19 protein-coding genes are annotated in these 18,156 nt (G+C 67.7%); 18 read left to right on the top strand and 1 reads right to left on the bottom strand.

Annotation, left to right across the window (positions count from 1 at the left end; all coding sequences use genetic code 11):
• Window position 1: 1 nt before the first annotated feature.
• Together B2W22_RS27725 and B2W22_RS27720 are read left to right on the top strand one after the other, a co-directional pair.
• Window positions 2-1,054, top strand: a complete 1,053-nt coding sequence (locus B2W22_RS27725) for a FecR family protein (protein WP_175124129.1) — start codon at window positions 2-4, stop codon at window positions 1,052-1,054.
• A 70-nt stretch (window positions 1,055-1,124) separates the two neighbouring features.
• On the top strand, window positions 1,125-3,560 hold the full coding sequence (locus B2W22_RS27720) for a TonB-dependent receptor (protein WP_175124128.1): 2,436 nt from the start codon (window positions 1,125-1,127) through the stop codon (window positions 3,558-3,560).
• Window positions 3,561-3,645: 85 nt separating this feature from the next.
• Here B2W22_RS27720 and B2W22_RS27715 read toward each other — a convergent pair whose 3' ends face one another.
• Window positions 3,646-4,557, bottom strand: coding sequence for a LysR family transcriptional regulator (locus tag B2W22_RS27715; protein ID WP_175124127.1), 912 nt, complete (start codon window positions 4,555-4,557; stop codon window positions 3,646-3,648).
• Between the two features lie 121 nt (window positions 4,558-4,678).
• On the opposite strand from B2W22_RS27715, the gene B2W22_RS27710 reads away from it, so the two are divergent.
• From B2W22_RS27710 to ccmI, 16 genes are all read left to right on the top strand, one after another.
• Complete coding sequence (locus tag B2W22_RS27710) at window positions 4,679-5,641, top strand: 3-hydroxyacyl-CoA dehydrogenase family protein (RefSeq protein ID WP_175124126.1); 963 nt, start codon at window positions 4,679-4,681, stop codon at window positions 5,639-5,641.
• A 44-nt stretch (window positions 5,642-5,685) separates the two neighbouring features.
• Window positions 5,686-6,558 carry a 3-keto-5-aminohexanoate cleavage protein gene (locus B2W22_RS27705; protein WP_286940384.1) on the top strand — a complete coding sequence of 291 codons (873 nt, stop codon included), beginning with the start codon at window positions 5,686-5,688 and terminating at the stop codon, window positions 6,556-6,558.
• 315 nt (window positions 6,559-6,873) lie between these two features.
• Entirely contained in the window at window positions 6,874-7,032 is a 159-nt protein-coding gene (gene napE, locus B2W22_RS27700) for a periplasmic nitrate reductase, NapE protein (RefSeq protein WP_056569899.1), read from the top strand.
• On the top strand, window positions 7,032-7,373 hold the full coding sequence (locus B2W22_RS27695) for a chaperone NapD (RefSeq protein WP_286940382.1): 342 nt from the start codon (window positions 7,032-7,034) through the stop codon (window positions 7,371-7,373). The genes napE and B2W22_RS27695 overlap by 1 nt, the downstream gene beginning before the upstream one ends.
• The gene (gene napA / locus B2W22_RS27690; protein ID WP_218343435.1) at window positions 7,357-9,852 is read left to right on the top strand and encodes a periplasmic nitrate reductase subunit alpha; all 2,496 of its coding nucleotides are present in this window, start codon (window positions 7,357-7,359) and stop codon (window positions 9,850-9,852) included. Before B2W22_RS27695 ends, napA begins: the two co-directional genes overlap by 17 nt.
• A gap of 19 nt (window positions 9,853-9,871) precedes the next feature.
• Window positions 9,872-10,348 (top strand): nitrate reductase cytochrome c-type subunit, encoded by a 477-nt coding sequence (locus B2W22_RS27685; protein WP_056569896.1) that lies wholly within the window; start codon window positions 9,872-9,874, stop codon window positions 10,346-10,348.
• A 16-nt stretch (window positions 10,349-10,364) separates the two neighbouring features.
• The gene (locus tag B2W22_RS27680) at window positions 10,365-11,003 is read left to right on the top strand and encodes a cytochrome c3 family protein (RefSeq protein ID WP_056569895.1); all 639 of its coding nucleotides are present in this window, start codon (window positions 10,365-10,367) and stop codon (window positions 11,001-11,003) included.
• Window positions 10,990-11,664: a heme ABC exporter ATP-binding protein CcmA gene (ccmA, locus tag B2W22_RS27675; RefSeq protein ID WP_286940379.1), complete on the top strand. Its 675-nt coding sequence runs from the start codon at window positions 10,990-10,992 to the stop codon at window positions 11,662-11,664. Before B2W22_RS27680 ends, ccmA begins: the two co-directional genes overlap by 14 nt.
• Entirely contained in the window at window positions 11,630-12,295 is a 666-nt protein-coding gene (ccmB, locus tag B2W22_RS27670; RefSeq protein ID WP_105238346.1) for a heme exporter protein CcmB, read from the top strand. Before ccmA ends, ccmB begins: the two co-directional genes overlap by 35 nt.
• A 7-nt stretch (window positions 12,296-12,302) precedes the next feature.
• Entirely contained in the window at window positions 12,303-13,127 is an 825-nt protein-coding gene (ccmC, locus tag B2W22_RS27665) for a heme ABC transporter permease CcmC (protein WP_286940377.1), read from the top strand.
• The gene (ccmD, locus tag B2W22_RS27660) at window positions 13,124-13,306 is read left to right on the top strand and encodes a heme exporter protein CcmD (protein WP_279973297.1); all 183 of its coding nucleotides are present in this window, start codon (window positions 13,124-13,126) and stop codon (window positions 13,304-13,306) included. Before ccmC ends, ccmD begins: the two co-directional genes overlap by 4 nt.
• Window positions 13,303-13,761, top strand: a complete 459-nt coding sequence (gene ccmE / locus B2W22_RS27655; RefSeq protein ID WP_286940374.1) for a cytochrome c maturation protein CcmE — start codon at window positions 13,303-13,305, stop codon at window positions 13,759-13,761. The genes ccmD and ccmE overlap by 4 nt, the downstream gene beginning before the upstream one ends.
• Window positions 13,758-15,770 (top strand): heme lyase CcmF/NrfE family subunit, encoded by a 2,013-nt coding sequence (locus tag B2W22_RS27650; protein WP_286940372.1) that lies wholly within the window; start codon window positions 13,758-13,760, stop codon window positions 15,768-15,770. The genes ccmE and B2W22_RS27650 overlap by 4 nt, the downstream gene beginning before the upstream one ends.
• Complete coding sequence (locus B2W22_RS27645) at window positions 15,770-16,291, top strand: DsbE family thiol:disulfide interchange protein (RefSeq protein WP_175124117.1); 522 nt, start codon at window positions 15,770-15,772, stop codon at window positions 16,289-16,291. The genes B2W22_RS27650 and B2W22_RS27645 overlap by 1 nt, the downstream gene beginning before the upstream one ends.
• Before the next feature lie 71 nt (window positions 16,292-16,362).
• Window positions 16,363-16,821 carry a cytochrome c-type biogenesis protein gene (locus tag B2W22_RS27640; protein WP_175138573.1) on the top strand — a complete coding sequence of 153 codons (459 nt, stop codon included), beginning with the start codon at window positions 16,363-16,365 and terminating at the stop codon, window positions 16,819-16,821.
• Entirely contained in the window at window positions 16,818-18,134 is a 1,317-nt protein-coding gene (gene ccmI, locus B2W22_RS27635; protein ID WP_286940369.1) for a c-type cytochrome biogenesis protein CcmI, read from the top strand. Before B2W22_RS27640 ends, ccmI begins: the two co-directional genes overlap by 4 nt.
• Window positions 18,135-18,156 lie beyond the last annotated feature (22 nt).

The raw sequence follows: 18,156 nt of genomic DNA, 5'->3' as shown, positions 1-18,156 counted from the left end.
CATGTCCGCCTCGTCCTGGTACGGAAACACGCGCGACGCCGCCACCCTGCCGCCCGCCGTCGCGCAGCGCGCGCTGGAATGGCTGGTGGAACTGCAAGACGAACCCGTCGCGCCGGAAACGGTGCGCGAATGGGCCTCCTGGCGCGCTGCGCACCCGGACCACGAGCGCGCGTGGCTGCGCATTGAATCCGTGCAGGGCACGCTGCGGCCGCTGGCCGGACCCGCCAACGCAGCCATCGCGAAGGCAGCGCTGGCCGCACCTGCTTCCGCCCAGCGCCGCCGCGCCTTGAAAACCATGAGCGCGCTGGCCATCGCGAGCGGCGCGGCGTGGGGCGTGGGGCAGATCACGCCGTGGCGCAGCTGGACGTCGGACCATCGCACCGCCATTGGCGAACGCCGCAACGTTACGCTGCCGGACGGCACCCGCCTGGTGTTGAACACGGACAGCGCCATCGACGTGCACTACACCACCGACCGCCGGCGCGTGACGCTCATCGCGGGCGAGATCCTGATCGCGACGGCCCACGAATCGGGTACGCCGAACCGGCCGTTCTGCGTTGAAACCGCCCACGGCACCGCGCGCGCGCTCGGCACCGAGTACGCCGTACGGCTGCTGGATGGCTCGACGGAAGTCAGCGTTTTCCAAGGCGCTGTCCAGATCCGGCCGCGTGACGATGCCGAGCACGGCTTGACATTGCAGGCGGGATTGCGCGCCAACTACTCCGCGCGGGGCATCGCGCAGCCCGCCACCGCAGAGGAAAACCAGATCGCCTGGAAGGACGGGTTCATCGTGGCCCGCGGCATGCGACTGGCCGACTTCGTCGCCGAGCTGGGACGGTATAGCCGCGACACGATCAGCTGCGACCCCGCCGTCTCGGACCTCCGGCTGTCAGGCTCGTTTCCTGTCAGCAACGTGGACAAGGTGCTGGCCGCGCTCAGCGCCACGCTGGATGTCCGCGTCGAAACCGAGACGCGGCTCTGGCGCGGACGCCGGCTGCACCTCATCGCCGGCCCCGGCCCGGCACGTCCCGCACCGCCGTTACAAAATAGTTGATCCGTTTTGCGATCTGGCGGGTCAAGGCAGGTGAGCACACAGCAACCTCACCTCTCTGAAAGGCCAGTTCATGAATCACGTCCGGGCGCCCAAGCGCCAGTCCTCCCGTTTCCTGCGACGCGCGGCCACGGCGCGCCTGGCGGGCCGCATCGCCACCGCCACGCTGCTCGCGGCGCCCGCGCTGGCCATCCCCACCGCCGCCCACGCGCAGGCCGCCGCCACCCGCAGCTTCGACATCCCCGCGGGAACGCTGGAGGACGCGCTGGGCCGCTACGGACGCGAAGCCGGCATCGTGCTGTCGTTCCGGCCCGAAGTGACGGTCGGCCTGCAAAGCAACGGGCTGCGCGGCACCTACGGCGTGCGGGGCGGTCTGGACGCCCTGCTGGCCGGCACCGGCATCCGCGTGCTGCCGCAGTCGAACGGCAGCTACGTCCTGGACCGCCCCGCCAACGCGGGCATCGCCACCACCAACCTGCCCGCCGTGACGGTGACCGCTTCCGCCGCCGACCCCCACCTGCCCGCGCCGTTCGCGGGAGGTCAGGTGGCGCGCGGCGGCGGCCTGGGCGTGCTGGGCACGGGCGACGTCATGGACGTGCCGTTCAGCACCACCAACTACACCGCGCAGATGATCGAGAACCAGCAGGCGCGCACGCTGGCCGACATCGTCATCAGCGAATCCTCGGTGCGCACCACCACCTCCAGCGGCGGCTTTTCCGACGAGTTCCAGATCCGCGGCTACTCCGTGGCTGCCGGCGACGTCGGCCTGAACGGCCTTTACGGCCTGGCATCCGCCAGCCGCATGCCCGCCGCCATGATGGAGCGCGTCGAAGTCCTGAAAGGCCCCGGCACGCTGATGAACGGCATCGGCCCCAACGGCAGCATCGGGGGCGGCATCAACATCGTCACCAAGCGCGCCGGCGACGAGCCCCTGACTCGCCTGACCACCACCTACCAAAGCAAATCGCAACTGGGCGGCCAGCTCGACATGGGCCGGCGCTTTGGCGACAACAACGAATGGGGCATCCGCGTCAACGGCGTCTACAGCAACGGCGACACCAACATCGACGACGGCAGGCAGGAACAAGGCGTGGGCGCGTTGGCGCTGGACTACCGCGGCACCAAGCTGCGCTGGTCGCTGGACGCCTACACCCAGCACGAGAACATCGACAACTTCCGTCCGCAGATCGGCTTTCAGTCGAATGTGACTTCGCTGCCCTCCCCGCCCTCGGGCCATCGCAATTTCTACCCCGGCACCGAGCTCACGCTGAACGATTCGACCGTGGCCACCCGCCTCGAGTACGACATCAATGACCACCTGATGGTCTACGGCGCCACCGGCTACCGCTACGGCACTGCCGAGCAGACCTTCCCGTCGGGTCCCGCAGACGCGCAGGGCAATTTCACGGTGTCCAACGCCTATTACGATTCGTACTCGCGCACGTGGACGGGCGACATCGGTCTGCGCGCCCGCTTCGATACCTGGGGCATCGGCCACACCGTGAACCTGTCGGCCACGCGCCTGGACCAGGAGTCCGGCAACGCCTACGTCACCTCCTCCGGTCCTGGCGTGCCGTCCAGCATCTTCCGGCCCGCCCCGCTACCGCCCGTCACCGCCGACCGCGGCGCGCCGCAAAAGGCATCCAAGACCGAGCTGACCAGCTACACGCTGACCGACACCCTGTCCTTCGCCGGCGACACCCTGCTGATCACCGGCGGCATGCGCAACCAGCGCGTCGTGCTCGACAACTACTCGGCCACCACCGGCGCGCGCACTGGCTCCTACGACGAAAGCGCGATCTCGCCGGTCGCAGGCATCGTGTTCAAGCCGATCTCCAACGTCTCGCTGTACGGCAACTTCACGTCCGGCCTGACGCGCGGCGGCATCGCGCCGGCCACCGCCGCCAACGCCGGCCAGGTCTTCGCACCGTACAAGTCCAAGCAGTATGAAGCGGGCGTCAAGGTCGACTGGGGCAAGATCATCACCAGCGCCTCGGTGTTCCAGATCACGCGCCCGAACTCGATGACCGATCCCGACACGCGCATCTACAGTTTCGACGGCGAACAACGCAATCGCGGCCTGGAACTGGCCGCCTTCGGCGAAGCCATGCCGGGCCTGCGCATGATGGCCAGCGCCACGTTCTACGACGCCACGCTCAAGCAGACCGCAGGCGGCGTGAACGACGGCAACGACGCCAACGGCGTGCCGAAGAACACCTTCAACCTGGGGGTGGACTGGGACACGCCGTGGGTCCGCGGCCTGAGCCTGAACGCCCGCGTGATCCACACGTCGTCGATGTACTTCAACGCGGCCAACACGCTGACCCTGCCCTCGTGGACGCGCTACGACATCGGCGCGCGCTACAACACCGAGATCCTGGGCCGCTCCGTGGTGTTCCGCGCAAACATCGAGAACCTGTTCAACAAGGACTTCTGGCTGGCCAGCGGCTCGTACGCGACGGTTGCTGCGCCGCGTACGTTCTTGTTGTCGGCGCAGATTGACTTTTGATCCAACGGGCCTGCAGCGGTTCACGGCCGACGCCGCGAATCGCCTTCATGCCGCAGAGCCGGCCTCAGCCATGAGGCCGGCTTTTTTATTGCCGCGGCTGCGCCGCCACGTATTCCCTCAACGTCTGCACCAGCGCCACCGCAGCCGGCGACAAGCTGCGGTGGCGGGCCGTCACCAACCCAATCGAGCGCTCGGCCACCGGCGCTGTCAGCCGCCGCTGCACGATGCCGGTCTGCGCCACCGCGCCTGCGGCGATTTCCGGCAACGCCGCGACGCCAAACCCGCATTCGACCATCGCCACGATGGTGGTCAGGTGCTCGGCCTCGAATGCGGGTGCGAAGCGGATGCGGTTCTGCAGAAAGGCCCATTCCGTGTATTGGCGCACGCTGCTTGGATGCACCATGGATACATGTTCCGCTCCAGCCGTGTCGGCCCAGCGCAGCGGCCCTTTGGCCCGCGCCAGCGGATGTGCCTCCGGAATCAGCAAGATGAAGCTGTCGGACATCAGCGGCACATAGTGCAGGTCGGCGTGCTGCGGGTCGGCGGCGGTCAGCGCAAAGTCCACCTCGCCCGCGCGCACCAGGTCGAAGGCCGGACCGGAGAGCGTGTCGCGAACCTTGAGCGCCACATTTGGGTGCGCCTGGCGGTACGTCATCAGCACGCGCGGCAGCAGCCGTGCTGCCAGCGATGGCAACGCCGCCACCGACACCTGCCCCTGTTCCGCGCTGGAGATGCTGCCGACCGCGGCGATGGCATCGCGGAATGCCGCCTGCAGGGTCGCGGCCTGTTGCAGGAAGACCTCGCCCGCCGCCGTCAGCCGCACCGTGCGCGTGGTGCGGTCGAACAGGCGCACGCCGAGCGCGTCCTCGATGCGCTGGATCTGGGTGGACAGCGCGGATTGCGACAGATGCAGCTGCCCCGCGGCCTGGCGGAAGTTGAGCGTTCGGCCCAGCACCAGCGTGGTGTCGATATCCCGCATCGACAGGTTGATCTGCATGTTTTGTCCCCGGCCTATTGATCTGATTGACCGATCATTCTATTCAAAAATTCTGATTCATCAATCAACCGCCCTTCTCTACACTCGCGCCCAAGCGTGATTTCAGAATCAGGAGAACAGCATGCAGAAAGACACGAACGCGCTGCCCAATCCGGGCGCGGCGCATGCGGTGGTGGTGGGCGGCGGCACGATGGGTGCGGATGTCGCCGTCGTGTTGACGCGCGCGGCGTGCCGCACGACGGTGATCGAATCGAATGCCGAGCGCGCGGCCGGTCTGCCGGCGCGCGTGGCGGAAAACCTGAAGACCATCGGGCGCGAGTCAAACGCCGCCCTGCTGGCCACCGCGCCGTCGCTGGACGAGGTGGACTGGTCCACGGTGGATCTGGTGATCGAGTGCATTCCCGAGCGCCTGGACATCAAGCAGGCGCTCTTTGCGGACCTGGCGCGGCGCACGCGGCCCGATGCCATTCTGGCCAGCAACAGTTCCAGCTTCCCGATCAGCGCGATCAGCCAGGGGCTGGACACGCGCGGCCGCATGCTGGGCCTGCACTTCTTCATGCCGGCGCACCTCGTGCCGCTCGTGGAAGTGGTGCTGGGCGAAGCCAGCGACGAGGCCTGCGCGGATTCGCTGATCGACTTCATGCGGCGCTGCGGCAGCGTGCCGGTCAAGGTGAAGCAGGATCTGCCGGGCTTTCTGGCGAACCGCCTGCAGCACGCGCTGTCGCGCGAAGCCTTCGACCTCATCGACCGCGGCATCGCGTCGCCCGAGGACGTGGACGCCGCCGTGCGGTTCGGATTTGGTTTCCGGTTCCTGGCGGCGGGTCCCGTGATGCAGCGCGATCACGCGGGCATCGACGTGCACGCGGCGGCCGGCGCAACCATGTATCCCACGTTCTGCAACGCCGACCATCCGGCGCGCTGTCTGACCGAACGCGCCGCGGACGGCCGGCATGGCATGAAGGCAGGCGAAGGTTTTTATGCCTGGACGCCCGAGACTATTACCGCAGAGCGCGCCCGTTACGACCGGCTGCTGCGCGCCGGCCTGGACCTGATCGCTCCCGAACTGCCGGAGATCAAGCCTTGAATTCGCCTGCAACCCACTCCGTGCCTGCTTGCGCACCCGCTACCATGGCCACCTCTGCATCAGCCACCGCTCCGGCCCTCCCCCGCGCCGCGTTGGCCGACTCGCCCGTCATCATCACCGTCGCGCCCAACGGCGCGTACAAGAAGGCTGCCGACCACCCCGCCGTGCCGCTGACCGCAGACGCGCTGGCCGCCGAGGCCCGGGCATGCCTGGACGCCGGCGCCGCGATGATGCACATGCACGTCCGAAAGCCCGACGGCAGCCATCTGCTGGATGCGCAGGCCTATCGCGACGCGCTCGCGGCGGTGCAGCGCGCCGTCGGCGACGAACTGCTGGTGCAGGTGACGAGCGAGGCGGCGGGCGTCTATCAGGCCGCCGAGCAGATTGCGATGGTGCGCGAATTGCAGCCCGAAGCCGTCTCCATCGGCCTGCGCGAAATCGCCGTGCCCGGCATTCCGGAATCGGAGCTGGCCGCCTTCCTGGCGTGGCTGGCCGACCGACGCGTCATGACGCAGATCATCCTGTACGACGACGCCGACGTGCGCCGCTGGCTGTCGCTGCGCGCGCGCGGACTGGTGCCGCCGGGCGCATGGTCGGTGCTGTTCGTGCTGGGCCGCTACAGCGCGGGACAGACGTCGTCGGCCTACGACCTGCTGCCGTTCCTGGCCGCTTACGACCATTCGTTGCCCTGGGCGATCTGCGCCTTCGGTCCCGAGGAAAACGCCTGCGTTACGACCGCGGCGGCCTTTGGAGGCCATATGCGAGTCGGGTTTGAAAACAATCTGAAGCTGCGCGACGGGTCGGTGGCGCCGGACAACGCGGCGCTGGTCGCCCAGGCCGCGCAAGGCGCGCGGGCGCTGGGCCGGCCGCTGGCGACGGCGGCGGACGCGCGGTGTATCTACGGCGCGATCGGTTGATGCGCTAACGATTGACGCGGTGCAAGCAAATCGCAGCCGGCTAATCCGCAACCGGTTATTCCGGCTGCCGGTCAACTGGCTGCGGATTTAACCGTTGTCAGCTTATCCGCACAATCGACTGGGGGCCGCCGGATACCCCGCTTTCGATCGCCCCCTGCCGGTGATCGCACGCGCCCCCTTTCCCCGGCTCTGTAATCTCTCCGACATTATTTCGCTGTGTTGCAACATTGACGCCGCGCAAGCGTATCTGCTACAAACTTTCGCATCTGTACGTTTAACGCAATACCCCCACAAGTTTCTGCTGCGAGGTGGTGTGTGCAAGACGAATCCGATGGCTACACAAAAGCCCAGGAACTGCGAAGTTTCCTATTCCTGACGGCAGTCATGGCCCCGGTGTTGGCAGTGATCATCGTGGCCGGGTACGGTTTTGCGGTCTGGATCTACCAGATGTTCGCAGGCCCCCCGGGAAGCTGATGCAAAGCCTCCGCCCCCCCATTCCCCCCCATCAGCCCGCCTCCGCGCCCTGTAGCGCGGCGCCCGAGCTGCACATCGCGAGCATGGTGGTGCATGCCGCCCCGCGCCGGCTGGCGGGCGTGCGCGGCGCGATCCTCGCGATCGGCGGCGCGGAAATCCACGGCGCTTCCGAGACCGGCAAGCTGGTCGTCACCCTGGAAGCCCCCTCTACCGAAGACATGCTTGCGCAGATAGCGCAGATCCAGCGGCTGGACGGCGTGCTGGCGTCGGCGCTGGTCTATCAGCATTCCGACACGCTTGCCGCGATGAATGAGGAGATTGACGATGTCCATGGCTCGTAGAGAGTTCATCAAGCAATCTGCCGCCGCCGCTGCCGCCACGGTAGCCGGCATCCCCATCGTGGGCTACACGCAGAACATCGTGACGGATTCGGAAGCCGCCAAGCTGAAGTGGTCCAAGGCGCCCTGTAGGTTCTGCGGGACCGGCTGCGGCGTGAACGTCGCGGTGAAGGACAACCAGGTCGTGGCGACGCACGGCGACTTCAACGCCGAGGTCAACCGCGGCCTGAACTGCGTCAAGGGCTATTTCCTGTCCAAGATCATGTACGGCAACGATCGGCTGACGACGCCGCTGCTGCGCATGAAGGACGGCAAGTACGCCAAGGATGGCGAGCTGGCGCCGGTGTCGTGGGACCAGGCGTTCGACGTCATGGCCGAACAGTTCAAGCGCGTGCTCAAGGACAAGGGCCCGGAAGCCGTCGGCATGTTCGGCTCGGGCCAGTGGACGATCTGGGAAGGCTACGCGGCGCTCAAGCTGATGAAGGCGGGGTTTCGCACCAACAACCTCGATCCGAACGCGCGCCACTGCATGGCGTCGGCGGCGGTAGGCTTCATCCGCACCTTTGGCGCCGACGAGCCCATGGGCTGCTACGACGACATCGAAAACGCCGACGCCTTCGTGCTGTGGGGCGCGAACATGGCGGAAATGCACCCCATCCTGTGGACGCGGGTGACCGACAGGCGGTTGAGCAAGCCCAATACCAAGGTGGTGGTGCTGTCCACGTTCGAGAACCGGTCGTATGAACTGGCCGACATCTCTTTGACCTTCACGCCGCAGACCGACCTGGCGATCCTGAACTACATCGCCAACCACATCATCAAGACCAAGCGCGTCAACCGGGAATTCGTCGACGAACACACGCGGTTCCTGGAAGGCAACACCGACATCGGCTACGGTCTGCGTCCCGAGCACCCGCTGCAAAAGGCCGCCAAGAACGCCAACAACGCCGGCGGCTCGCGCCCGATCACTTACGACGAATACGCGAAGTTCGTCTCCAAGTACGACCTGGACTACACCGCCAAGCTGACCGGCGTGCCCAAGCGGAATCTGGAAGCGCTGGCCGAGCTGTACGCCGATCCGAAGATCCGTGTCATGTCGTTCTGGACCATGGGGTTCAACCAGCACACGCGCGGCGTGTGGGCGAATAATCTGGTCTACAACATCCATTTGCTGACGGGCAAGATTTCCACGCCGGGCAACAGCCCGTTCTCGTTGACGGGCCAGCCGTCCGCCTGCGGCACCGCGCGCGAAGTAGGCACGTTCTCGCATCGCCTGCCCGCGGACCTGGTCGTGACCAACCCGAAGCACCGGGCGCGCGCCGAAGAGGTCTGGGGGCTGCCCGACGGCACCATCCCTGAAAAGGTGGGCGCGCACGCGGTCTTGCAGAACCGGATGCTGAAGGACGGCACCATCAACGCCTACTGGGTGATGGTCAACAACAACATGCAGGCCGCGGCCAACATGTTGAACGAAGGGTATCCCGGCTACCGCAATCCGGCGAACTTCATCGTGGTGTCCGACGCCTACCCGACGGTCACCACGATCTCGGCCGATCTGGTGCTGCCTACAGCGATGTGGGTCGAAAAGGAAGGCGCCTACGGCAACGCCGAGCGCCGCACCCAGTTCTGGCACCAGCTGGTCAACGCGCCCAGCGGCGCGCGGTCGGACCTGTGGCAACTGATGGAGTTTTCCAAGCGCTTCACGACCGACGAAGTCTGGCCCGCGGACCTGCTGGCCAAAAAGCCCGAACTTCGGGGCAAGACGCTCTTTCAGGTGCTGTACGAAAACGGCAAGGTCAACAAGTTTCCGAACACGGAACTGGATCCGGAATACGCCAACGACGAGGCCAAGGCGTTCGGCTTCTACGTGCAGAAGGGCCTGTTCGAGGAATATGCGGAATTCGGCCGCGGCCATGGCCACGACCTGGCGCCGTTTGACACCTATCACCAGGTGCGCGGCCTGCGCTGGCCCGTGGTGGACGGGGTCGAGACGCGCTGGCGCTATCGCGAAAAGGCGGATCCGTACGTGAAGGTGGGCTCCGGCTTCAACTTCTATGGCAACCCCGACGGCAAGGCCAACATCTATGCCCTGCCCTATGAGCCGCCCCCCGAGGTGCCGGACGAGGAATACCCCTTCTGGCTGTCGACCGGCCGCGTGCTGGAGCATTGGCATTCGGGGTCGATGACGCGGCGCGTGCCGGAGCTATACCGAGCCTTTCCCGATGCGGTGTGCTTCATGCACCCGGACGACGCGCAGGCCATGGGCCTGCGGCGCGGCGTACTGGTGGAGATTGCGTCGCGGCGCGGCAAGATGCAGACCCGGCTGGAAACGCGCGGACGCAACAAGCCGCCGCGCGGCCTGGTGTTCGTGCCCTGGTTCGATGCCGGCCAACTGATCAACAAGGTCACGCTCGACGCCACCGATCCGATCTCGTTCCAGACCGACTTCAAGAAGTGCGCGGTCAAGATCACCAAGGCTTGACGGCCCGACGGAGACGCTCATGAACATTCGCGCCACTTCGATCGCCCTGGTCTTTCTGATCGGCGCCAACGCCTGGGCCGCGCCGACCGATCCGATGATCGATCCCATGCGGGGCCCGACGCCCCTGACCGAGTCGGCCACGCCGCCGCTGATGCCCCCGGTCGAGAACCGCGACGTGCGGCGGATGCGCACGTACTCGATGCAGCCGCCCACCATTCCGCACAAGATCGACGGCTACCAGATCGACAAGAACTTCAACCGCTGCCTGGCCTGTCACGCCCGCGTGAACACCGAGCAGACGCAGGCGGTGCCGCTGAGCGTGACGCACTACATGGACCGCGACAGCAACGTGCTGGCCGAAGTGTCCCCGCGCCGGTACTTCTGTCTGCAATGCCACGTGCCGCAAACGGAGGCCAAGCCGCTGGTCCCGAACAATTTCCAGGACATCGACGTGATCCTCAAGCGCCTCTCTGCTCCGGCGCCCGACAAGAAGTAAGGGACAGGAGCCCGTCATGGTCAAGCTCATCAAGCGTTACTGGAACATCATCCGCCGGCCCAGCGTGCACTTCAGCCTGGGCTTTCTGACGGTGGGCGGGTTCATCGGCGGCATCCTGTTCTGGGGCGCGTTCAACACCGCCATGGAACTGACGAACACCGAGAAGTTCTGCACCGGCTGCCATGAAATGCGCGACAACGTGTACTCGGAGCTGAAGGGCACGATCCACTTCACCAATCGTTCCGGCGTGCGGGCGCTGTGCTCGGACTGCCACGTTCCGCACAACTGGACCGACAAGATCGCCCGCAAGATGCAGGCGTCCAAGGAGGTCTGGGGCAAGATCTTCGGCACCATCGACACGCGCGAGAAGTTCGTCGACAAGCGGCTGGAACTGGCGCAGCACGAATGGGCGCGCTTCAAGGCGAACGACTCGCTGGAATGCCGCAACTGCCACAACTACGAATACATGGACTTCACCCGCCAGAGCGTGCGGGCGCAGAACATGCACTCGACCTATCTCGCGGACCGGTCCAAGACCTGCATCGACTGCCACAAGGGCATCGCCCATACGCTGCCGCACATTCCGCCTGGCCAGACCTCCGAAGCGACGCCGCCGGCCAGGGCGTCCAACGAGGTGGCCAATGCGGCCCGCTGACGCGCCGCTGCCGGTGCTGAGCGCGCGCGGACTGGTCAGCCGGCGCGGCGGCCCCGGCGCGCTGGATTTTGATCTGCACGCTGGGCAGCTATTGAACGTGCAAGGCGCCAACGGCAGCGGCAAGACCAGCCTCTTGCGCATGCTGGCCGGCCTGCTGCGTCCTTTGGACGGCGGCATCTTCGACCCGGCTGGCGACATCCGCCGTGATCCGTCGGCGCACTTTGCGCGCACGGCGTATCTGGGGCATGGCAACGGCCTGTCGGGCGACCTGACCGCGCTGGAGAACCTGCGGTGCAGCCTGCACGTGGCCGGCACGCCGCGGCGCGACGACGCGATCGCCGCCTGCCTTGACGACTGGCGCCTGGGCGCCTGCCTGCACACGCCCGCCGCGCGCCTGTCGCAGGGCCAGGGCCGCCGGCTGGCGCTGGCCGCCCTGGTGCTGGGCGCCAAGCCGCTGTGGCTGCTGGACGAGCCCGACGCGGGCCTGGACGCGGCCAGCCTGGAACACCTGGCGCAGGCGCTTCGCGCGCATCTGGCCGCGGGCGGCGCCGCTGTCGTCGCCTCGCACCGCGCGCCCGGCACGCCTGCCCATCACACACAAACCCTGAACATGGATGACTACGCGGATGCTGGCAACGCTGTCTCAGTTGGCATTGCGTGAAGTCCGGCTGGCCTGGCGTCGACCGGCGGACACGCTGGGCGCGACGCTGTTCTTCATCGTCACGGGTTCGCTGTTTCCGCTGGCGGTGGGTCCCGATCCCGTGCTGCTGCTGGCGATCGGGCCGGGGGTCTTGTGGGTTTGCGCCCTGCTTGGCATTTTGCTGAGCCTGCATCGTCCCTTCGCGCAGGACTACGACAACGGCGCGCTGGAGCAACTGCTGGTGTCGCCGCATCCGCTGCCGCTGCTGGTGGGCGTGAAGCTGGGCGCGCACTGGTTCAGCACCTGCGTGCCGCTGATTCTTGCCAGCCCGGTGCTGGCGCTGCAGTTTGGCCTGTCGCCGCACGCCATCGGCATCCTGGTGCTGTCCCTGCTGCTGGGCACGCCGACGCTGGCGTTGGTGGGCGGCCTGGGCGCGGCGCTGACGCTGGGCCTGCGCGGCGGCGCACTGCTGCCGCTGGTGGTGCTGCCGCTGTACGTGCCGGTGCTGATCTTCGGCGCGGGCGCCGTGTCGGCCACGCATGCCGGCCTGGGCGCGGGGCCGCAGCTTTCGCTGCTGGGCGCCGGCCTGTGCCTGGCGATCCTGCTTTGCCCCTGGAGCGCGTCGGCGGCGCTGCGCGTGGCGCTGGACTGAGGTATCCATGCACAATCCCTCCACCTTCGACTCCCCTCGCGCCGCCCCCGCGCGATCCAGCTGGATGCGCTACGCGTCGCCGGCGCTGTTCTACCCGCTGGCCGGGCGCATGATTCCGTTTTTTGCCGTGGGCGCCGCGCTGCTGGCGGCGGCCGGGCTGTATACCGGGCTGGTGGTCGCGCCTGTCGACAGCCAGCAGGGCGAGGTCTATCGCATCCTGTTCATCCACGTGGCCGCGGCCTGGATGTCGATGTTCCTGTACCTGGTGATGGCGGGCTATGCGGCGCTGGGGCTCATCTTCAACACCCGCCTGTCGTTCATGATGATGCGCGCGCTGGCGCCCACCGGCGCAATCTTCACGTTCCTGACGCTGTGGACGGGCGCGCTGTGGGGCAAGCCGACGTGGGGCACGTGGTGGGTCTGGGACGCGCGGCTCACGTCCGAGCTGATCCTGCTGTTCCTGTACCTGGGCTTCATGGCGCTGCAGGCCGCCACCGACGATACGCAGCGCGCGGACCGGGGCGGCGCGATCCTGCTGCTGGCGGGCGTGGTCAATGTGCCGATCATCTATTTCTCGGTGCAGTGGTGGAGCACGCTTCATCAGGGCGCGTCGATCAATCTGACAACCGCCCCGAGCATGGCGCGCATCATGGTGACCGCGATGCTGCTGATGGTGGCGGCGTTCTGGCTGTACAGCGCAGCGGTCGCGCTGGCGCGCGTGCGCGGGATCATTGCAACGCGCGAGCCGGGCGCCATTCAGAAGATCGCCGGACAGATGGACGGCGGACAGCCGGGCGCATCGGCAAGCGGCGCCCGGACGGAGGCGCCATGAGCTGGGACACCCTCTTTTCGCTACAAGGCCATGGACCGTACATCCTGGGCGCCTACGGCGTCACGTTCGCGGTGATGGCGTGGGAAGTGCTGGCGCTGTGGCGGCGCGCGCGTCGAAGCGGCCAGCGGCAGGAGGATGTTGCCAGTTCCGCGCGTCACGCAGGAAGGACGCGCCGATGAGCCCGCGCAAACGCCGCGCGTTCGCCATCGTGGGCGGCCTTGCCCTGCTGGGCCTGGCCACCGCGCTGGTGCTCAACGCCCTGCAATCGAATCTGGTGTTCTTCTTCAGCCCGACGCAGGTCATCGCGCACGAGGCGCCCGCCAGCGGCAGCTATCGCGTCGGGGGCCTGGTCGAACAAGGCTCGCTGCAACGGGAGGCCGACGGCCTGACGCTGCGCTTTGCCGTGACCGACACCGCCCACGCCGTGCCCGTCACCTATCAGGGCTTGCTGCCGGACCTGTTCCGCGAGGGCAAGGGCGTGGTGGTGGCCGGCAAGATGGGCGCGGACGGCGTGTTCCGCGCCACCGAAGTGTTGGCCAAGCACGACGAAAACTACATGCCGCCCGAAGCCGCCGACGCGATCAAGAAGGCGGAGCAACGAGCCCCCGCCACCCTGCAGGCAGAAGCGCAATGATCCCGGAAATCGGCCTCTTCGCCCTCATCCTTGCGCTGCTGATGGCGCTGGCGCAGGGCGTCCTGCCGCTCATCGGCGCAGCCACTGGCTGGCAGGCGGGACTGCGCGTGGCGCGGCCTGCGGCCATCGGGCAATTCGGTCTGACGACGCTCGCCTTCGCCTGCCTGGCGTGGGCCTTCGTGCACAACGACTTTTCGGTCCTGTACGTGGCCGCGAATTCCCACGCCGACCTGCCGGCCGGCTACCGTTTCGCGGCCGTCTGGGGCGGGCATGAAGGGTCGCTGCTGCTGTGGCAGCTCCTGCTGACGGCGTGGACGCTGGCGGTGGCGCTGTGCAGCAAGCGGCTGCCTTTGGCTTTCGTGGGCCGCGTGCTGGCGGTGATGGGCTGGATCAGCGTCGGCCTGCTGCTGTTCATGCTGTTCCTGTCCAATCCCTTTGAGCGCCTGATTCCGGCCGCGATGGCCGGCCGCGACCTGAACCCGCTGTTGCAGGACCCAGGCATGATCGTGCATCCGCCCATGCTGTACATGGGTTACGTCGGCTTTTCGGTGGCGTTCGCCTTTGCCATCGCGGCGTTGCTGTCGGGCGAGCTGGACGCGATGTGGGCGCGCTGGGTGCGGCCGTGGACGCTGGCCGCGTGGACGTTCCTGACCATCGGCATCCTGCTGGGCAGCGCATGGGCGTACTACGTGCTGGGCTGGGGCGGCTGGTGGTTCTGGGATCCGGTCGAGAACGCCTCCTTCATGCCGTGGCTGGCAGGCACCGCGCTGATTCATTCGCTGATCGTCACCGAGCGGCGCGGCGCCTTCCGCAGCTGGACGGTGCTGCTGGCCATCTGCACCTTTTCGCTCAGCATCCTGGGCACATTCCTGGTCCGCTCGGGCGTGCTGACCTCGGTCCACGCCTTCGCCGTGGATCCCGGGCGCGGCTTGTACATCCTTGCCTTCATGACGGTGATAGTGGGTGGTTCGCTCGCCCTGTACGCCTGGCGCGCGCCCACGGTCGGGCTGGGCGGCGGCTTTTCGCTGCTGTCGCGCGAATCGCTGCTGCTGTCCAACAACGTCGTGCTGACGGTCGCGGCGGGTTCCGTGCTGCTGGGCACGTTGTATCCGGTGGTGCTGGACGTGCTGGAGTGGGGCAAGATCTCCATCGGCCCGCCCTACTTCGAAGCCGTGTTCGTGCCGCTGATGACGCCTGCGATTTTCCTGATGGGCGTAGGGCCGGTCGCCCGCTGGAAGCAGGCAGAGCTTCCCGACCTGGGCAAGCGCCTGCGCGTGGCCTTTGCGGTCAGCGTGCTGACGGCGGTGCTTGTGCCGCTGGCGATGCCCGGCGCTTCGCGCTTTGGTTCCCCGATGATCGTGCTGGGCCTGTGGCTGGCCGCCTGGTCGGTCGCCAGCGCCGGGGCGCATGCCTGGCAGCGCCTGACCGATGGCGACGGCGAGTTGCTGCGGCGGCTGACCCGCCAGCCGCGCTCGTGGTACGGCATGCTGCTGGCGCATGCGGGTATCGGCGTCTTCATCGCGGGCGTCACGCTGGCCAACGGCTACGAGGTCAAACGCGAGCTTCGCGTCGACGTGGGCGCCACGCAGGAAGCCGGCGGCTACCAGTTCACGTTTGCCGGCATCGGGCCGGCCACCGGCCCCAACTACACCGCGCAGCGCGCCGTTTTCCAAGTGGTGCGGGATGGCAAACCCGTGGTGACGCTGTATCCGGAAAAGCGCCACTACACCGTGCAGGACATGGCGCTCAGCCAGGCTGACATCGACAGCGGCTTTACCCGCGACCTGTTTGTGGCGTTGGGCGAACCCGTGGCCGATAACGCCTGGACAGTGCGCATCCAGGTCAAGCCCTTCATGACGTGGATCTGGACCGGCTGCATCCTGATGGCGCTGGGCGGGCTGCTGGCCGCGGGCGACGGACGTTACCGCCGCGCGCGCGAGGCGCAGGCGCGCAAGGACGCGCACGCCGCCCTACCCGAGACCGCGGGCGCGGCGCGGGAGGGCTATTGATGCTGCGCTATCTGCTGCCGCTTGCCGTATTCCTGGCCATGGCCGTGTTCCTGGCGAAGGGACTGTCGCGCGATCCGCGCGCAGTGCCGTCGGCCATGATCGACAAGCCCGCGCCCGCCATCGGCCTGCCGGATCTGCTGGAACCCGGCAAGACACTGGACGTGGAATCGCAGCGGGGCAAGGTCTGGCTGCTGAATGTGTGGGCGTCTTGGTGCGGGCCGTGCAAGGACGAGCTGCCCGTACTGCGCGAGGCCGCGCAGCGCCATGGCATCGCGCTGTATGGGCTGAACTACAAGGACAAACCCGACGAGGCGCGGCAGTGGCTGGCGCGCAATGGCAATCCCTACCTGGCGTCGGCCAGCGACGTCGACGGGCGCGTCGGCATCGAATACGGCGTGTATGGCGTGCCCGAGACGTTCGTGATCGACGGCGACGGCCGCATCCGGTACAAGCATTTGGGGCTGATCACGCCGGAGCTATGGCGTACCCGCTTGCAGCCGGTCATCGAGGCGCTGCAATGAGGGCCCGGCGTGTGCAACGCCGTCCGTTGCCGCCGTGGCATCGGCTGCCCCGAAAGCTGCTAACGGTCGCCATGCTGGCCGTCCTGGTGACCGGCCTGCTGGTCACATTCCTGACCCCGGCGACCCTTCGCGCAGCGCCGGCTCCCTCACCCGTGCTGTCACCCGAACAGGAACAGCGCGCCGACAAGCTCGCGCACGGCCTGCGCTGCCTCGTCTGCCAGAACCAGACCCTGGCCGAATCCAACGCGCCCCTCGCCCTGGACATGCGCAAGCTCATCCGCGGCCAACTTGCCGAAGGCAAGACCGACACGGAAATCATGCGCTTCTTCGAAGACCGCTACGGCGACTTCGTGCGCTACGACCCGCCCTTCAAGCCGATTACCTGGCTGCTGTGGGTGGGCCCCTTCGCGCTGCTGGCCGTGGGCTTCCTGGTGCTGGTGCGCACGCTGAAACGGCGCGCCGGCACGCGCGCACCGCTGACCGCGGACGAACGCGTCCGCGCCGCCCGCTTCCTGGATTCCGGCTCATGACCACGCTCTGGCTCATCGTCCTGGCCCTGCTGCTGGCCACCCTGCTTTGCCTCGTGCCGCCGCTGCTGCGCCGCACGCCTGCCGCGGAGACCGCATCGGACGCCAGCGTGCGCGCCTTCTACCTGACGCAGCGGGAGCAACTGCGGCGCGATCTGGCTAATGGCGCGCTCAGCCCGCAAGCGCACGCCCGCGCCGACGAAGAGCTGCAACGCGATCTGCTGCAGGACCTGGCGATGCGCCGTGATCCCCGCGCGCGGCTGGGCGGACAGCGCGCCGGCATTGCCGCGGCGTGCGTGCTGACGGTGGCCGTCCCGGTGGCCGCCGTGCTGTTGTACGGGCAGTTGGGCAATCCGCGCGCGGCGGCCACGATCGCCATGGCGCAAACGCCTGAACCCCATGCGCAGGAGGCGGACAACGACATGGCGCTGGCGATCAACGCGCTGGCCCAGCGCCTGCGCGCCTCGCCCGATGATGCCGATGGCTGGTACATGCTGGGTCGTTCCTACGAAACGCTGGGCCGCTACAACGACGCCATTGCCGCGTATCGGGAGGTGCTGCGGCTGGTGCCCGGCCAGCCCGTGGTGCTGGCCGATCTGGCCGACGCGCTGCTGTCGGCGCGGCAGGGCCAGCCCGACGAGGATTCCATCGCGGCCGTCGCGCAGGCGCTGCAGGCCGAGCCGGATCAGCCCAAGGCGTTGGCGCTGGCCGGCATGATGGCGCTGCGCCGCGGCGACGCCGCCGAGGCGCTGACGCACTGGGAACGGTTGCAAAAGCTGCTGCCGGCAGAATCGGAGGCGGCACGGCAGATCCAGACGAATATCGCGCAGGCGCGCGCCATGGCGACGGGTGGGGCTGGGGGAGCGTCGGTGGCGGCTGCGTCGGATAACTCGTCCGCATCGCCTGCGGTGGCAGGGTCGACGCCGGCTGCTTCCGCAACGCCCGCCGCTCCGGCCGCCACGCCCTCCGCGCCCGCCCGCATCACCGGTCAGGCCCGCATCGCCGACACGCTGCGCGGCCAGGTCGCGCCGAACGACACCGTCTTCATCCTGGCGCGCCCCATGGAGGGATCCCGCATGCCGGTCGCCATCCTGAAGATGCAGGTTGCGGACCTGCCGCGGGCGTTCGTGCTGGACGACAGCACGTCCATGTCGCCGGATGCCACGCTGTCCAAAGCCGGCAAGGTGCGCGTGGAGATCCGCGTCAGCCGCTCGGGCAATGCTGCCGCCCAGGCCGGCGACCTGAGCGGCGTGCTGACGGACGTGGAGCCGCGCGCCGACGGGCTGGAACTGGTGGCTGACACCGTCGTGCGCTGACCGCTTCCGCCGTCAGTGCTTT

The organism is Achromobacter sp. UBA4530 (assembly GCF_002388205.1).
GTDB lineage: Bacteria > Pseudomonadota > Gammaproteobacteria > Burkholderiales > Burkholderiaceae_B > Achromobacter > Achromobacter animicus.
This window is presented reverse-complemented; position numbering and strand designations above follow the sequence as displayed.

What these genes read in the sequence shown, in the direction of transcription:
- B2W22_RS27725 (WP_175124129.1), top strand. Translation starts at nt 2, where the DNA reads ATGTCCGCCTCGTCCTGGTACGGAAACACGCGCGACGCCGCCACCCTG.
- B2W22_RS27720 (WP_175124128.1), top strand. Translation starts at nt 1,125, where the DNA reads ATGAATCACGTCCGGGCGCCCAAGCGCCAGTCCTCCCGTTTCCTGCGA.
- B2W22_RS27715 (WP_175124127.1), bottom strand. Translation starts at nt 4,557, where the DNA reads ATGCAGATCAACCTGTCGATGCGGGATATCGACACCACGCTGGTGCTG.
- B2W22_RS27710 (WP_175124126.1), top strand. Translation starts at nt 4,679, where the DNA reads ATGCAGAAAGACACGAACGCGCTGCCCAATCCGGGCGCGGCGCATGCG.
- B2W22_RS27705 (WP_286940384.1), top strand. Translation starts at nt 5,686, where the DNA reads ATGGCCACCTCTGCATCAGCCACCGCTCCGGCCCTCCCCCGCGCCGCG.
- B2W22_RS27695 (WP_286940382.1), top strand. Translation starts at nt 7,032, where the DNA reads ATGCAAAGCCTCCGCCCCCCCATTCCCCCCCATCAGCCCGCCTCCGCG.
- napA (WP_218343435.1), top strand. Translation starts at nt 7,357, where the DNA reads ATGTCCATGGCTCGTAGAGAGTTCATCAAGCAATCTGCCGCCGCCGCT.
- B2W22_RS27685 (WP_056569896.1), top strand. Translation starts at nt 9,872, where the DNA reads ATGAACATTCGCGCCACTTCGATCGCCCTGGTCTTTCTGATCGGCGCC.
- B2W22_RS27680 (WP_056569895.1), top strand. Translation starts at nt 10,365, where the DNA reads ATGGTCAAGCTCATCAAGCGTTACTGGAACATCATCCGCCGGCCCAGC.
- ccmA (WP_286940379.1), top strand. Translation starts at nt 10,990, where the DNA reads ATGCGGCCCGCTGACGCGCCGCTGCCGGTGCTGAGCGCGCGCGGACTG.
- ccmB (WP_105238346.1), top strand. Translation starts at nt 11,630, where the DNA reads ATGCTGGCAACGCTGTCTCAGTTGGCATTGCGTGAAGTCCGGCTGGCC.
- ccmC (WP_286940377.1), top strand. Translation starts at nt 12,303, where the DNA reads ATGCACAATCCCTCCACCTTCGACTCCCCTCGCGCCGCCCCCGCGCGA.
- ccmD (WP_279973297.1), top strand. Translation starts at nt 13,124, where the DNA reads ATGAGCTGGGACACCCTCTTTTCGCTACAAGGCCATGGACCGTACATC.
- ccmE (WP_286940374.1), top strand. Translation starts at nt 13,303, where the DNA reads ATGAGCCCGCGCAAACGCCGCGCGTTCGCCATCGTGGGCGGCCTTGCC.
- B2W22_RS27650 (WP_286940372.1), top strand. Translation starts at nt 13,758, where the DNA reads ATGATCCCGGAAATCGGCCTCTTCGCCCTCATCCTTGCGCTGCTGATG.
- B2W22_RS27645 (WP_175124117.1), top strand. Translation starts at nt 15,770, where the DNA reads ATGCTGCGCTATCTGCTGCCGCTTGCCGTATTCCTGGCCATGGCCGTG.
- B2W22_RS27640 (WP_175138573.1), top strand. Translation starts at nt 16,363, where the DNA reads ATGCTGGCCGTCCTGGTGACCGGCCTGCTGGTCACATTCCTGACCCCG.
- ccmI (WP_286940369.1), top strand. Translation starts at nt 16,818, where the DNA reads ATGACCACGCTCTGGCTCATCGTCCTGGCCCTGCTGCTGGCCACCCTG.